The 14,935-nt window shown below is 60.3% G+C and carries 14 protein-coding genes; 10 read left to right on the top strand and 4 right to left on the bottom strand.

What is annotated here, in order from left to right; all coding sequences use genetic code 11:
* Positions 1 to 10 precede the first annotated feature (10 nt).
* From FZE95_RS07640 to FZE95_RS07620, 5 genes are all read left to right on the top strand, one after another.
* Positions 11 to 265: a hypothetical protein gene (locus FZE95_RS07640; RefSeq protein ID WP_178100924.1), complete on the top strand. Its 255-nt coding sequence runs from the start codon at positions 11 to 13 to the stop codon at positions 263 to 265.
* 87 nt (positions 266 to 352) lie between these two features.
* Positions 353 to 1,186 (top strand): inositol monophosphatase family protein, encoded by an 834-nt coding sequence (locus tag FZE95_RS07635; protein WP_150300263.1) that lies wholly within the window; start codon positions 353 to 355, stop codon positions 1,184 to 1,186.
* A 38-nt stretch (positions 1,187 to 1,224) separates the two neighbouring features.
* Entirely contained in the window at positions 1,225 to 2,097 is an 873-nt protein-coding gene (locus FZE95_RS07630; RefSeq protein WP_150300262.1) for a mechanosensitive ion channel domain-containing protein, read from the top strand.
* Positions 2,098 to 2,249: 152 nt separating this feature from the next.
* Entirely contained in the window at positions 2,250 to 4,469 is a 2,220-nt protein-coding gene (locus FZE95_RS07625) for an FUSC family protein (protein WP_223825000.1), read from the top strand.
* Positions 4,470 to 4,534: 65 nt separating this feature from the next.
* Positions 4,535 to 5,224, top strand: a complete 690-nt coding sequence (locus FZE95_RS07620; RefSeq protein ID WP_150300261.1) for an SDR family oxidoreductase — start codon at positions 4,535 to 4,537, stop codon at positions 5,222 to 5,224.
* A 19-nt stretch (positions 5,225 to 5,243) separates the two neighbouring features.
* On the opposite strand, the gene FZE95_RS07615 is transcribed toward FZE95_RS07620, so the two are convergent.
* The gene (locus FZE95_RS07615; RefSeq protein WP_150300260.1) at positions 5,244 to 6,014 is read right to left on the bottom strand and encodes a phytanoyl-CoA dioxygenase family protein; all 771 of its coding nucleotides are present in this window, start codon (positions 6,012 to 6,014) and stop codon (positions 5,244 to 5,246) included.
* Between the two features lie 317 nt (positions 6,015 to 6,331).
* On the opposite strand from FZE95_RS07615, the gene FZE95_RS07610 reads away from it, so the two are divergent.
* Complete coding sequence (locus FZE95_RS07610) at positions 6,332 to 6,697, top strand: SpoIIAA family protein (RefSeq protein ID WP_150300259.1); 366 nt, start codon at positions 6,332 to 6,334, stop codon at positions 6,695 to 6,697.
* An 11-nt stretch (positions 6,698 to 6,708) separates the two neighbouring features.
* On the opposite strand, the gene FZE95_RS07605 is transcribed toward FZE95_RS07610, so the two are convergent.
* Entirely contained in the window at positions 6,709 to 7,491 is a 783-nt protein-coding gene (locus FZE95_RS07605) for a slipin family protein (RefSeq protein WP_150300258.1), read from the bottom strand.
* Positions 7,492 to 7,523: 32 nt separating this feature from the next.
* The gene (locus tag FZE95_RS07600) at positions 7,524 to 8,975 is read right to left on the bottom strand and encodes an NfeD family protein (RefSeq protein ID WP_150300257.1); all 1,452 of its coding nucleotides are present in this window, start codon (positions 8,973 to 8,975) and stop codon (positions 7,524 to 7,526) included.
* A gap of 190 nt (positions 8,976 to 9,165) precedes the next feature.
* Here FZE95_RS07600 and FZE95_RS07595 point away from each other — a divergent pair, with 190 nt between their 5' ends.
* The 3 genes from FZE95_RS07595 to FZE95_RS07585 all read left to right on the top strand — a co-directional run bounded on the left by FZE95_RS07595 (position 9,166) and on the right by FZE95_RS07585 (position 13,887).
* Positions 9,166 to 10,125 carry a PfkB family carbohydrate kinase gene (locus FZE95_RS07595; protein WP_150300256.1) on the top strand — a complete coding sequence of 320 codons (960 nt, stop codon included), beginning with the start codon at positions 9,166 to 9,168 and terminating at the stop codon, positions 10,123 to 10,125.
* A complete protein-coding gene (locus FZE95_RS07590; protein WP_150300255.1) occupies positions 10,118 to 12,523 on the top strand; it encodes a glycosyl hydrolase family 65 protein in 2,406 nt (801 codons plus the stop codon). The genes FZE95_RS07595 and FZE95_RS07590 overlap by 8 nt, the downstream gene beginning before the upstream one ends.
* Positions 12,524 to 12,864: 341 nt before the next feature.
* A complete protein-coding gene (locus tag FZE95_RS07585) occupies positions 12,865 to 13,887 on the top strand; it encodes a DUF4034 domain-containing protein (RefSeq protein WP_190324522.1) in 1,023 nt (340 codons plus the stop codon).
* Between the two features lie 118 nt (positions 13,888 to 14,005).
* Here FZE95_RS07585 and FZE95_RS07580 read toward each other — a convergent pair whose 3' ends face one another.
* The gene (locus FZE95_RS07580) at positions 14,006 to 14,407 is read right to left on the bottom strand and encodes a serine kinase/phosphatase (protein WP_150300253.1); all 402 of its coding nucleotides are present in this window, start codon (positions 14,405 to 14,407) and stop codon (positions 14,006 to 14,008) included.
* A gap of 104 nt (positions 14,408 to 14,511) precedes the next feature.
* Between FZE95_RS07580 and FZE95_RS07575 the strand changes: the two genes are divergently transcribed.
* A complete protein-coding gene (locus FZE95_RS07575; RefSeq protein ID WP_150300252.1) occupies positions 14,512 to 14,928 on the top strand; it encodes a GFA family protein in 417 nt (138 codons plus the stop codon).
* The last annotated feature ends 7 nt before the right edge of the window (positions 14,929 to 14,935 follow it).

Genomic DNA, 14,935 nt, shown 5'->3' with positions numbered 1-14,935 from the left:
CAGACAAGTCATGGATATCAATGCATTTATCGATTCTCTGCAATGGCCGGCGATGCTCGCGACGCTGGTCGCGGCCTACCTGGTCGGTTCGCAATCGCGCAAAAAGCGCAACTGGGGCTTTCTCTGCTTCATCCTGAGTAATGCCCTATGGATCGCCTGGGGCTGGCACGCTCAGGCATATGCGCTGATCATTCTGCAGCTCGGCCTGTTCCTGATGAACCTGCGCGGGACTAAAAAGAACGCTCCGGCAACAGATCCCTCCTGAAACGGCTAGCCATGGGCGAACGCGCCGTTATATTTCCCATCGTTTTTCAGTACCCTTGCTGCTCCGACCGCTTCAGGAACGCACGCCATGAACCCGAACCTGCCCACCCCCGACACCAGCGGCCTCGATATTGAAGGGCGTTATGCGCTTGCGCGTCGACTGGCACAGCAAGCCGCACAACAGGGCGTCAAATACTACGCCCAACGCGGCAGCCTGGTCGTGGATACCAAGGAGGGCGACAGGCAGAACGTCGTCAGCGTGGCGGACCGTGAGTTGGAGGACTTCATTCGCGGCGAGCTGAAAGCAGCGTTTCCCGAGGATGGCTTTCTCGGCGAAGAGAGCGGCTCGGCGTCGCTCAACGCCCGCTGCGTATGGGTAATCGACCCGATTGACGGCACAGCCTGTTTCGTCAATGGTCTGCATACCTGGTGCGTATCGGTCGGGCTGATGATTGATGGCGAGCCTTATCTGGGCGCGATCGCCGATCCGAATCACGACGAATTATTTCATGGTTGTCTGGGCCGGGGCGCTTTCGTCAACGATACCCCCTTGCAGGTAAGCGATGCCGGCCACGTGCGCGAAGGCCTGATGGGCGTCGGAACCTTTTACCAGCAAGGCAAGGAACACTTTCTGCCGTTTCTCGCCGGCCTGCTGGAACAGGGCGGTGTGTTCTACCGCAATGGCTCAGGCGCGCTGATGACTGCTTACGTGGCCGCCGGCCGCCTGATCGGGTATTACGAAACACGCCTGAAAAGCTGGGATTGCCTGGCGGGTCTGGTGCTGGTTCGCGAAGCGGGTGGCCTGCGCAACGATTTCTTCAGGGGCGAAGGTCTGCTTGAGGGCAATTCCTACCTGGTCGCGTGCCCGGGCGTCTACCGACAGCTCGAAGAACTGATCGGGCCGTCGTTGAACGCTATCTGATAATCTCGCGCTCTCTATTCTCACGGAAGAATCACTGAATGATCGAACAAATCGGTTTATACCTGACCAGCATCCGGGTTACCGACAGCTTTTTGAGCCTGCTGATCAGCACCGGCATCCTGCTGGTGAGCATAGTTGTTCTACGCGCCATCTCGGCGCGGTTCATCCGTCGCGCCGTACTTGCCCCCGAACTGCGTCGCAAATGGATAGTGCAGACGCGCAACGGACTGATCCTGTTGATGCTGATGGGACTGGTCATGATCTGGGGCGAGGAGTTGCGCACGCTGGCGCTGTCCATTGTCGCGATCGCAGTGGCCTTTGTGGTCGCTACCAAGGAACTTATTCTGTGTTTTACCGGCTCATTGCTGAAGTCCGGCGCACGCTCCTTTCAGATTGGCGACCGTATCCAGGTCAAGGATTTCCGCGGTGACGTCATCGACCAGAACCTGCTGGCCACCACCATCCTTGAGGTAGGACCGGGACGGCTCACCCACCAGCGTACCGGCCGGATGGCAGTAATTCCCAATGCGCTGTTCGTCTCCGAGCCGGTCATCAATGAAAGTTACACCCACGATTTCGTCATTCATGTGTTCACCGTGCCCTTCAAGCGGGAGGACAACTGGCGCGAGGCTCAGCAGGCGCTGCGGGCTTGTGCCGACAAACATTGCCAACCCTACCTGGACAAGGCACGCCGGCACATGAAGCGGTTGACCGAACACCGTGGGCTCGATGTCCCTACGGTGGATCCGCGCGTGTCGATACAACTCCCCACCGCCAGCGAACTGCATCTGATAGTGCGCATTCCTGCCCGGTCCGGCGAGCGCAGCTTCATCGAGCAGGCGATACTCGCCGAGGTATTCGCAGAGCATGATTACACTGCCAAGAGCCGGCAAAAGTCTGACGAAGACTAATGTCCGGCGCGAGCTGACCAGGCCTGTTTGGACGCCCCGACGACCCATCCAGCTCTCTGGCCAGGCGCTCAAGCCCCGCCCGCAGCATGTGACCGAATGCCCGATCGGTCGTCTACACTGAACACCATCACCCAGCATTACAAGGCGAACCAGTGCCGCGCATCGCACCCGTCCGGGAACTTCCAAGGGCTATCCTGCGTACCATCCTCAGCTCCTACGTATTGACTGGCGTTTCCGCCGGCTTCGGCCTGATGCTGATCGCCGGAAGCGCTTATCTGCTGATCGGCCCCTACGCTGGCTCCGTCGCTGCAGTCGGGGCGATCGTATGTATCCCAACCGACCACGCGGCGCCCCGCCGGGGTAAATTCCTGACGCTTTTACCCACCGCCTTGATTGGCCTACCGCTGTTCGCCAGCATGCAGGCAGTGCAGGATGATCCGTTGTGGCTTGGTCTGTTACTGGTGCCCGCGACCTTTTGCGCTTTTCTGGCCGGCGCCTGGGGCAAGCGCGGCCTGCCCATTGTCATTTCGATCATGTTCTCAATGATTTTCTCAATGGCGGTGGCCGCGCATCCACAGAGTGCCGGGTTTTTGTCGACCTGCTTGTATTTCGCCCTGGGCTCCGCCCTTTACATCGTCTATTCGACGCTAGCCAACATAGGGCTCAATAGCCGATATCGCGCGCAGATTCTCGCCGAGGCGCTGCTTTCACTCAGCACCATGATGCACACGCAGGCCCGGCGTTTCGTGCCGGCAGATGCGCTGGGTCAACTACCGGTGTTGCCGGGACAATTGATGCAGCAACAGGCTGCCCTGGCTGATCAGCTGCAGGCTGCACGGGACCTTATCCTGGAATCACCGCGTACCCCGCGCCGGCAGCAACTCGCGGCAATGCTGCTGCGCTCGCTGGAAATACGTGATCATCTACTTGCCAGCGAACTGGATCTGGACACGCTGCGGTCAGTGCCCGGGCATGCCCCGGTCTTTCATCAGCTTCGCGAGCTGTTGATGGAACAGGCGCAAGCGGTGGAAGCCATTGCCGACGCGCTGCTGACCGGTCGCCAACCGCGCCGGTTCGCGGATCAACGCCCGCAATTGGCCAGACTCGGCGGTGAACTGGAAGAAGAAATGGCGCCAGGCCCTATGCCTCCGGCAACAGCGATGTCGCGTGCGATCGGCAACCGTATCGGCAATATAAGCGATGAAGTGTTACACCTGAACGGGCTGACCCGTGGCGAAACGGCGCCCGACCTGACCGTAGTACGCACCGCCTGGCAACTCTTCGTCAGCCCGACCTCCTGGTCGTGGAAACCCTTCACCATGCTCTGGCATTGGGACGCGCCGCCGCTACGCCATGCCATTCGCGCCGCACTGGCAGTGGGCACGGCCTATCTGATCGCCCTGGCGCTGCCCTGGGCTACGCACGATTACTGGATACTGCTGGCGGTGGTCGTGGTATTGCGCGGCAGTCTCGCGCACACGCTTGAAAGACGAAATAGCCGGGTAGCCGGCACCGCGTTGGGCTGCGTACTGGCCGCTCTGATCCTCTCGACCCAGGCGCCAGCGTTATTGCTGCTGGTCATCGTCCCTGTCGCGCAGGCGATCTCGCATTCCTTTGCGATAAAGCGTTACCTGATTACCGCGGTCTCGGCCACGGTGTTGAGCCTGGTTCAGGCGCATCTGCTCAGCGGCGGCATGGCACCTGCAATCAACGTTTTCGAACGTCTGGCCGACACCCTGATCGGAACCGGCATCGCCTGGGCATTCAGTTACGTATTGCCCTCCTGGGAGCGCAACCAGATACCGGCGCTGGTAGCCCGAACCATGGCCGCGCAGGCGCGGCATGCCCGGACAGCGCTGAACCTGGGGCAGCTGGAGGCGGTGGACGACGAACCCGAGCTCGAATGGCGCCTCGCCCGGCGCGAAGCCTATGACAGTTTGTCAGCGCTGGCGCAGGCTACGCGACGCTCTCTGTCGGAGCCCCGCGCAGTGCGTCCTCCGCTTGAAGCACTGGAAAGCCTGCTGATCCATGGTCACAACCTGCTGGCGCAGCTTGCCGTGGTCAAGACCATGCTGATGCGGCGGCGCAATATGGATCAGGAACCTACGCGCGAGCCGCTGCAACGCGCATCGGCCATTATCGAAAGTCTGCTGACCGCCAGCGAGCCGCAATCACCTGCCAACGCGCCCTCGATAACAAACTGGCCGACCGACCTGCCGCAGACTGATCCGTTTGGTTATGACCTGTCGCCATGGATAGTGCGACGGCTTGACCTGGCATGCAATCTGGCTGCTCAGCTACGGGATGATGCGGACAGGGTGCTGCAAGCCCGCGCCGAGGCGGAGACGGCGAAAGGCGCGCAGCAGGCCTGACCCGAACCGCTGGTCCCGGCGTTGACTAGACTGAGGTTTTATCACTGTCACCAGGAGATAGCGTTATGACTGATCCAGTTCTGTTGATTACCGGAGGCTCGTCCGGCATAGGTGAAGCGACCGCCCGGGAAGCCGCTGCCAACGGCTACCGGCTGGTTCTGGCGGCCCGCTCAAAAGACAAGCTCGAGGCGTTGCAAAACGAACTGGGCGGACCGGAACAGGTGCTGACCGTCGCCTGCGATGTCCAGGAACTTGCGGACCAGCAACGCATGGTTCAGGCGACACTGGATACCTTTGGTCAGCTGGATGCCGTGCTCGCCAATGCCGGCCGCGGCGGTGAGCCGGGCGGCTTCAGCAAAGCCGACCCAGAGATATGGAAAGACATGATCCTGACCAATATCTACGGTGTTGGCCTGACGGTGCAATGCTGTTTACCTGCCCTGCGCAAGAGCCGCGGGCACATCCTGCTGACCAGCTCAGCTGCCGGGCGTGCAACCCTTCCGGGCTCAATGTACAGCGCCACCAAATGGGCCGTCACGGCTATTGGTTACGGATTGCGGGAGGAAATACGAGGCAGCGGCATCCGCGTCACGCTGATCGAACCGGGCATGGTCGATACGCCATTTTTCGATCAACCGCCGAGTAATAGTCTGCTGCCCGAAGATATCGGTCGGGCCGTACTGTATGCCCTGTCGCAGCCGGCCCATGTCGACGTTAACGAGATCCTGGTACGGCCTACTCCGGCAGTTGACTGATTACCGGAGGGGCCGCCTGTCAGGTCTGGGGGCGCAGCCCATCGTGATCGAGCTTGGCCTTGCGCTTGTTCTTGCCGAGAAATATCCGCGCCAGCGAGCTCTCACGGTGCGGATTACCAAAGTGGTACAAGCCGGTCGCACGCAGGTTCTCGGGATCACATTGATCGTTGGAGTGCAGGCTGCGGTAGCCCCAGAACAAATAGAGGTTGCCGGGCACAAGCTTCACGGTGATCGGCTTGAGCAAACCACGTTTTACTGCAATGGCAGTCAACTTCTGGCTCAGCTTATTGTGCATTACGGCTTTTTCGGCAATATTCAATACGGCGCTCGAACGCACCGGGCGCACGTTGGGAAAGATGATGAGATCGCCACAATGCTGGCCTTCTGTCGGAATGAATACCGGGGCAAGTGCTGTCACGGCGGTCGCATCGAAATGGTAGAAATGTGATTCCTTGAGGCCACTCTTGCCTTGCAGGCAGCGGATGACCGGGAAGATCCGCTCGGCGACAGGTGGCTGGAACCCGGTGACCTGTTCATACATATCAGAGAGAAATTGCTTGAACGTGGTAGACCCACCGAGACTCGCCAACACGCTGCCTTCCATCGCCTCGATTCCATGAATCGAGAAATATTCCTGATTATGCTTGCTGGTCTGTGCCCTTATGTATTCCCGCGCCTGCTCCAACTGTTCCGGCGTGAAGAAGTTTTCAAAAACCGCATATCCGTTTGATTCGATCTCAGACGCCAAGCGCGAAACCACCTGAGCGTCCACAGGCGTGAACTCCGTCATAACCAATCCTTATCGTGCGAAAAGTGGAGATATGTTCTATTTCTCGAGCTTTCCGACATTCCCTGGTAGCCTCACGACGGCCGCCGTATAGCTGAACGTTTTGACCGCATTCCGCTCTGCTGAATGGCGCGTTCCAGTTCTTGTCATATTACGCGGAATTGCATGGTAGAGAGCTTGCTCCGCAGCGAATTGGACAGGCCGGGTTCCCGGGAGTTTCTCGGAAAAACGTCTCGCAACACAAAAAAATGAACTTTTTTTCATATCACGGTTATCAACTAGACTGACTGCTGCGAACAACTCCAATTCGAGGCGCGGCCATGTTCCAGACCACCAGAGTAAATGACCACCGGCTGGATGTGGTATTCAGCGGCAAGCTCGACAGCGCATCCATGAAGGTTGCGCTCGATGAGATGATTCAGCAGGCGCACGGCATTACCGACGGAGCAATGCTCGTGAAAGTGGGCGAGTTCGAACTACCGACCCTCGGCGCAATGGGCGTGGAAATGTCCCGGCTGCCGCAACTGTTTCGTTTCATCCGGCAATTTGACCGCGTGGCTGTCATCGCCGGACAGTCCTGGGTGCGCAAGATGGGTACTGTCGAAGGCGCACTGATTCCCGGCTTGAACCTGCAGGCCTTCGCGCTGGATGAGACGGCTGAAGCAGAGGCATGGCTGGCCCGGTAATTCGGGCCAGGTCATACATCTTTACCCGCCCCACCCTGCTGCTGACCGGAACGAACCAGGTTCTGTATCAGGTCGATGGGCAGCGGAAAGACGATCGTCGAGGTGTTATCGCCGCTCATGTCCGCCAGCGTCTGCAAGTAGCGCAACTGCATCGCGCCCGGCTCGCTGGACATTACCCGAGCTGCCTCCACCAGCTTCTCTGAAGCCTGCAGCTCCCCTTCGGCATGGATCACCTTGGCGCGCCGCTCACGCTCCGCCTCAGCCTGCCGGGCAATTGCGCGAATCATCGATTCGTTGAGATCGACGTGCTTGATTTCAACATTCGCCACCTTGATGCCCCAGTCTTCCGTCTGGAGATCCAAGATCTCCTGGATATCCGCGTTGAGTTTGTCGCGCTCTGAAAGCATTTCATCAAGGTCATGCTTGCCAAGCACCGAGCGCAGCGTGGTCTGCGCCAGCTGGCTGGTCGCTTCGCTGAAATTCTCGACCTGGATGATGGCCTTCTCGGGGTCAACCACACGGTAGTACAGCACCGCATTAACGCGCACCGTGACGTTGTCACGGGAAATGACGTCCTGACTCGGAATATCCAGCGCAACCACCCGCAGGTCGACCCGTGCCATTTGCTGAAGGCCCGGAATCACGATCACCAGACCGGGCCCTTTCACTCCCTGAAAACGTCCAAGGAAGAATACGACGCCCCGTTGATATTCCGGAAGAATGCGGATAGCCGACCCCAGCAGCAATAGCAGGAAAACCAGCGGAGCCAGATAGGAGATCATATCGAATGTCATGTTTCCTCCTCGCGGCGCGTGCCGAGACGATGCTATCGCTCGGGCACCCGCGCCTGCATTGTGGGTTCAAGGTGAAGGGTCAGGCCCTCTACGCGTGCAATCGTCACAGTCTGACCAGCCTGTACCGGCAGTGTAGAAACGGCTTTCCAGCGTTCCCCGCCAGCCCGTATATATCCGCAATAGTTTTGGCCTTCGCGCGAGAAATCATTCAGCGCCACGCCGGTCTCATTGATCAGCCGATCGGTGCCACTGACCGCCGGTCGCCTTCGCAGGCTGAGCACCCGCGTGACCGTCCATAACAACAGGCCGGCAAATAGGGCGGCCATTCCGCCGATCAGGGGCAGCGAGACAGGTTGGTGACTGCCGTCCATGAGAATCACCGAACCGATGACAAAAGCGACGATGCCGCCGATGCCCAAGATGCCGAAACTGGGCAGGAACGCCTCCGCGACAATCAGCAACAACCCCAGCAGAATCAGCGCCAGCCCCGCATAGTTGACCGTAAGCACCTGGAAGGAAAACAGCGCCAGGATCAGGCAGATACCGCCAATTACGCCGGGATAGAGGCTACCCGGATTGGACAGCTCGAAAATGATCCCGTAGAAGCCGATCAACATCAGGAAATAAGCGATATTGGGGTTGGTTATCACACTAAGCAATCGGGTACGCCAGTTCGGATCAACCCGTGTCAACGTCAGATTGGCCGTATGCAAGGTTCTTTCACCTTCGGCCATACGCACGCTACGACCATCAATCTGCAGCAATAGATCGTCCAGGCTCGGCGCTACGACGTCGATGACGTTACGCTCCAGTGCCTCAGTGGCGCCCAGGTTGACCGCTTCGCGCACGGCCTGCTCGGCCCAGTCAGCGTTGCGGTCATGGCGCTCGGCAAGGCCTCTTATATAAGCGACGGAGTCTTCCAGGACCTTGCGCTCCATGGCGCTGCCCCCACGCCTCGGCTCCCGATCTTCGTTGGCGTCGTTCTCCCCGTCTGTCCCGCCCGGCTCGGCTGCTGGGTCAGGGCTGCCTGGCATACCGCCCATCTGTACCGGCGTTGCCGAGCCCAGGTGCGTAGACGGCGCCATCGCCGCTATATGACTGGCATACAGGATATAGGTCCCGGCGCTGGCTGCACGGGCCCCGGCTGGCGTGACATAGGTTACGACCGGTACCGGTGAGCGCAGAATCTCCCGGATGATCAGCCGCATCGACTCCATCAGCCCGCCCGGGGTATCCATTTCGATCACCACGATGCGCGCCTGTTCAGCTTCGGCCCGCTCGATCCCCCGCACCAGATAATCCATGGTGGCGGGGCCTATGGGCCCGTCGACCGAGAGTACCAGCCCAGCGGAAGCCGCTTCGCCCTCCTGCGCCACCAGGCTGTGGCTGAAAGAAGCGGCATAGCTCAACACCCCGAGCAGCAACAAACCGGCCCAGAGCCAGGCAAGGGAAGCGCGCAATTGAACTGTTCCGGGACGGAGCATGGCACTGGCCCTTCGGTTGAAAACGAATGAGCTAGTCCTGAGCCTAGCAGATGGCCGCCGTTCTGATTCGCCAACAGCGTTGCGCGGCTGGCGTATCCACCGAAGGTCATCAGACGCACCAGGTAACGCTGAACCCGACATCATTGTGTCGGTCAGCTCTGGTAAGTCTTTTCGATCGAAGGACAGCAATATGAAGTCTCGAACAATGCTTTCGCTGGGCAGCATCAACGCTGATTTCCAGGTACGCGTAAACGCTGCCATAGGCAGCAATGACATGCTCCCGGCACATGACTTCTGCCGGTTGTCGGGTGGGAAAGCCGCCAACACTGCATTTCTCGCCGCTCGCTTCGGCCACACCAGCCGATTGCTCGGATGCGTAGGGGATGATGACCTGGCGCAGCAGGCGCTGGGATCGCTGGCGGCAGCAGGCGTTGACCTGGACGGCGTAAATCGGGTGACCGGACAGCCCACCGGGGTCTCGATGATCATGGTTCCGCCGGATGCCAAGAAGCATATAGTTCTCGCGCCCAATGCCAATGATTGCTGGGATGACGCGGCGGCCGTGAAGGTCGAAGCAGCCATCGGGGACGCTAACCCGCCGGCTTGTCTGGTCCTTGACTGCGAGATACCTGCCTGGGTAGTGCGGCGCGCAATACAGAAAGCCGCTGCCTCGGATATCCCGGTGATTCTCGATCCTTCCTTTGTCGACCGCGTGGAACCCGCGGTACTCAACAGACTGCACGCCATCACGCCGAACATCAGCGAAGCAGGCGGCCTGGTCGGACGCGACCTCAAAACTGTCAGCGACGCCGCCGGCGCGGCCCGGCAATTGCGCAACGAAGGCGTCGAGCTGGTGTGCATCAAACTGGGCGACGGTGGCTGTGTACTGGCAGCGGGCAGCGAGCTGATACACATACCGGCAGGCGAGATAGACCCGGTGGATTCCACCGGTGCAGGGGACGCGTTCACTGGCGTGTTTTCCGTTGCATTACTTGAGGGAATGTCCGCTCTGGATGCGGCTGCCTGGGGCGTAGCTTCGGCCAACTTGGCGGTAACCGGTTACGGGTCGCAACCCGCCTATGCAGACCGGGAAGAGATAGTCCAGATGGCCGCCAGGCTGTCGCAAGATGCGAGGGTATTGCATGTCTGATGTGCTGCGCGCCGGCTGGCGTGTTGAGTTCGACCACTACGACCCGGAGGATGAGCTCCGCCGCGAGGCCTTGCTGGCGCTGGGCAATGGCTTGCTGTCCTGTCGCACCAGCGCCCCCGAGGCGGCCGCTCTGCTGCCCCGGCATGACTGGCAGCAGACGCGCTATGCAGGATTCTATCGCGCCGGTTGGTATGACGAAGCCCCGCGCGAGGTCAACGGCAAACAGGTGACTCTGGGCTCGCTGGTCAATCTGCCTGATCCATTCGGCCTGAGCATCAGCCTTGATGGCGAATGCTGGTTCGGGGCGGACGCAAACCAGGTGCGCGACTATCGGCAAAGTCTGGATGTGCGCAACGGCCTGGCGCAGCGGGACATCTGCTTTGAACTGCAGGGTCAAACCGTACGACTACGCGAGACGCGGCTGCTGAGCATGGCATCGCCGGAGCTGGCGCTGCTGCGCTGGGAGCTGACGTTACCGGAAGGCCTGCAGCGCCTGCATCTTCGCGCCACGCTGGACGGCGCCGTTACCAACAGTCTGATCCCGCGTAACCAGGCCTACGAAGGTCCGCGGTTGCGCAATGTCTGCTACCAGTGCAACCCGACCGGCCTTGCCGCGGTGAGTGCATCGTTGCACACACCCGATCGCCACCTGGCCATGGCGGTGAGAACGTTCGGCGACAAGCCGCTTGTCTGGCACAACGAGGAGCACGATGGGCGGCTGCTTCAACACGCCACCATCGAGCTGTCCGGAGCCCGGCAGCTTACCCTTGAAAAGCGGGTCGTGGTTCGCGTCGATGATGATTTGCCCAGCGACTCCCGCCTTGCCCGCAGCCTGGTTATCGACGCGCTTCCAGCAGAGCCGTTCGACCTGTTGCTGCGGCATCACCGAAAAGCCTGGCGCAGATTATGGGCGCGCATGCCGATGCGTGCAGCCCAGGCGGGCACGCAACTGACGCTGCGCCTGCATGCCTATCATCTGGCGCAAACGGTGTCGCCCCATTCCATCGGCCATAATCTGGGCTGTCCACCGCGCGGCTGGCATGAAGGCTATTACGGCCAGGTATTCTGGGACGAGATCTTTGCCTTTCCGTTCATCTCCACGCACTTCCCCGAACTCGGGCTGGAGTTGCTCGACTACCGCTACCGCCGGCTGGATACAGCCCGCCAGCGCGCACGCCGCCTCGGCCTGAGTGGCGCCATGTATCCCTGGCGGAGTGCCCGCAGCGGCGAAGACGAAACCCCGCCCTTCCAGTGTTATCCGCCGTCGGGAAGCTGGGTACCGGACTACACCTTCCTGCAGCGTCATATCGGCGCAGCGGTGGCCTACGATGTCTGGACGCTCTATCTGGCAACAGGTGATATGGCAATGCTGGCCGGCTTCGGCGGCGAAATGATTGTGGAGATAGCGCGCTTCTGGGCCAGCCGCGCGCACTATGAAGAAGGCCATGGACGCTTCTGCATTCGCGGTGTCGTCGGCCCCGACGAATATCACAACCGCTATCCCGACAGCTCCGAGCCCGGTCTGGATAACAACAGCTACACCAATATCATGGCAACCTGGACCCTGACCTGCGGGCTACAACTGGTAAACATGTTGCCGGCCGAGCAGGCCGCAGCGCTACGCCAGCGTACCGACCTGAGCGCGGCCGAACTGGCGCACTGGGAGCATGTCAGCCGGCGCATGTACCTGCACTTCAACGACGAAGGCGCGCTAAGCCCCTTCGAAGGTTTCGAGCAGCTGCGCACACCGCCCGAAGAGTGGTTGACCGGCAACCATCCGCGCCTGGACTGGATGCTCGAAGGCCGCGGTGATACTACCGAGCGCTATCAGCTGAGCAAGCAGGCCGACACCCTGATGCTGCTGTATCTGTTTTCACCCCCCGCTCTCAAGGGGCTGCTGGAGCGGCTCGGATATTCTGCGGACGATGGCGTGCTGCAACGTACTCTGGATTATCAACTCCGCCACATCACCCATGAATCCAGCTTGTCCAAGGTGGTCTGTGCCGGAGCGCTGGCGTATCACCGCCCCGAGGAGTCCTGGGAATATTTCATGCAGGCATTGAACGTCGATCTGACCGATGATCCCAACCGCGGTACGCTGGAAGGCGTTCACCTTGGCGCCATGGCCGGCTCGCTGGATGTGTTGCAGCGGCATTATCTGGGGGTTCAGCCACAGCCGGACGGGCTGCATCTCCTTCCCTCTGTGCCGACTGACCTCGACCGGGTGAGCCTGGATTTTTGCTACCGGGGCTTGCGCTTGCGGATCACGCTGCATGACGACGAAGTTAGTCTGCTCTCGCGGGACAGCAACCCCGAGTCGGTACAGATATTTCATGCCAACGGCCAATGCGTGCTGCAGCCAGGCGAATCCGTGAGTGTTTCCGCACGCTCCGGTTAACCATCGCTTCCCGGAACCCGGCAAGTTCCAGGTCTGTGAATCAGGTCCGCCTGGTGGGGTTGGTTCATCGTGCGCGATGGCGCACCATTGCAGTTGCCGCACAATGGCCCCGCCTGGATCGACCGAATTCCAACAAGCTGCGGATCGCCCTGATCCGCACCGATTCAGCGCGCAACGGTAGTGTCCAGGTCTGTTGCCCGTTTCATCGCCGCCGCGACGAACAGCAACAGACCCTTGCCAGTCCTGACCGAGGTTGCCATATCGCGTCGCCTGCATTGATTGTCGGGACGGCTCCGCTCGCTCGGAGTACGGAAGCTTATCTGTCAGAACTGGAGGGATTCATGAACGCCATCATTAAGCAGCTTTGCTACCTTTGCCTCGTCTGCAGCAGCCTGCTTGCACCGGTGACTGCCTCGGCAGACGAACTTGGTGAGCGCAGAGCGATCTACGACACCGTGACACGGGATCTGCAGAACGCCGACTTCGCTCACCTGGAAGCGCTTGCAGAGCAATATCGTGCGAACCAGGAGCGCTCACCCAGCGGGGTATGGAAACTCAGCGCACTGGATGCAGGCGTACGCTCGATGTTCGATCCAGCCATTCGTGACCCTGCCTATTGGGCCTATCTGGACGACTACATCGGCGACTGGTTGAAACAGTACCCGAAGTCACCCACCGCGCACCTGGCGCGTGCCAGCATGTTGATCCATCAAGCATGGAGTTATCGTGGCACCGGTCCGACAGAGTCGGTCAAGGAAGAAGACTGGCAGCCATTCAATGAACATATCGAGCGCGCCCGCGTGGCCCTGGAGCAGTCGAAGCAGTTCGCAGCGCGTGATCCACAGTGGTATGTGACCATGGCAGTTGTTGCCAAGAGCCAGTACTGGCCGGACGAGCGGTTCAAGGAAATGCTCGACGAGGCGCTGACCCGGTACCCCGACTACTACCCGATCTATTACGCCGCGGTTGATTATTACTCACCGAAATGGAACGGCAGCGCGGACGCCATCGAGCGGTTCGCCATGGATGCCATGCAACGCACCCGGGATAGCGAAGGCAGCGGCCTATACGCGCGGCTGTACTGGCATGCGGCGCAGATACAATTCGACGACAGGCTCACCAAGGATTCCCGCATCAACTGGACCGTTATGAAGAAGGGCATAGATGACGTGCTCGAGCGGTATCCGGATCAGTGGAACATCAACAATTTCGCGCGTATTTCCTGCTCCGCCGAGGACAAGAGCAAAGCGCACGAACTGCTACAACGCATCGATTCACCCATCGAACAAGCCTGGGGCGACCTGGATGAGCATTCCAGGTGCCAGCGCTGGGCAACCGCAGCGGAACCGGTGGCAGCAAGATGAGCTGCTCGCGCAGGCTCTCATAGGCCCCACGCCAATGAGCACCCTGACCTGCAAACTACCCGGCACCGCGCAATCACAGCCTGTGCCGGGTCAGCTGCGGATCACCAATGCTGGAGCGTCACTTCTCTTCCCCGTCCCAGGGCTTGCCGTCCAACGGCTTGACCCGCCCAAGTTCCGCTTCATCCAGCCCACCGCCGGCTCCGATATCATCTTCATCCACCACGGAAAAGTCCTGGTCGGTCGGCCCCCCGCCGTCCCCGGCTTCCAATGGCGATCGCGAACCGTCCTCCGGCATCAGGGTCTCCGGCGTCGCATCGTCCATGGTCGGACCTTCGCCCGGCTGCGATGCTTCGGTCAAACCGGCCTCTGCCGCGCGGTCTATGGCTTCGTCTTCGGTAGGCACCTTGCCAATCGGACCCATGGGTTCATCTTCGGGAATGGACACTTCGTCGACGTCTTCGTCCACTGCGATCTGGTCGGTGGTGCGGTCCGGGTCTCGCTTTTCATCGCGCGTTTTCATTATCTTTTCTCCTTCTGGTGTTATGCAGTTGACGATTCCCCGAACAAAAGATTCCCGAACCCGCAGTCTTTGCGGTCGGGTCCAGAGCAGAGCGAGGAGTACTCATGACAACAGGTAACTGCCTATGCGGCGGAGTAACCATTCAGATCGAAGGCCCCTTGGAACCCATCCAGGTGTGCCACTGCTCGCAATGTCGCAAGGCGCAGGGTGGTCCCTTCGCGACGAACATCCCCGTGCGGCGCGCCGCGGTGAAGGTCATCAGCGGTACAGACCTGCTGGCCTCTTTCGAGTCGTCTCCCGGCAAGCAACGTGTCTTTTGCAGCCGTTGCGGGTCGCCCTTGTTCAGTCAACGCGACTCAGATCCCGAGACCATTCGAATACGGGCCGGCTTGCTGGCTGAACCCCTCGATGCGCGCCCCTGCGTACACTTTTATGTCGCCTCCAAAGCCGGTTGGTGGGATATCGACGATGAGCTTCCGAAGTACGCCGCGGCGTACAGGAGCCCATCGCGCCATGAGTGAAGCCCAC

This window comes from Pseudomonas profundi (assembly GCF_008638305.1).
Lineage (GTDB): Bacteria > Pseudomonadota > Gammaproteobacteria > Pseudomonadales > Pseudomonadaceae > Halopseudomonas > Halopseudomonas profundi.
This window is presented reverse-complemented; position numbering and strand designations above follow the sequence as displayed.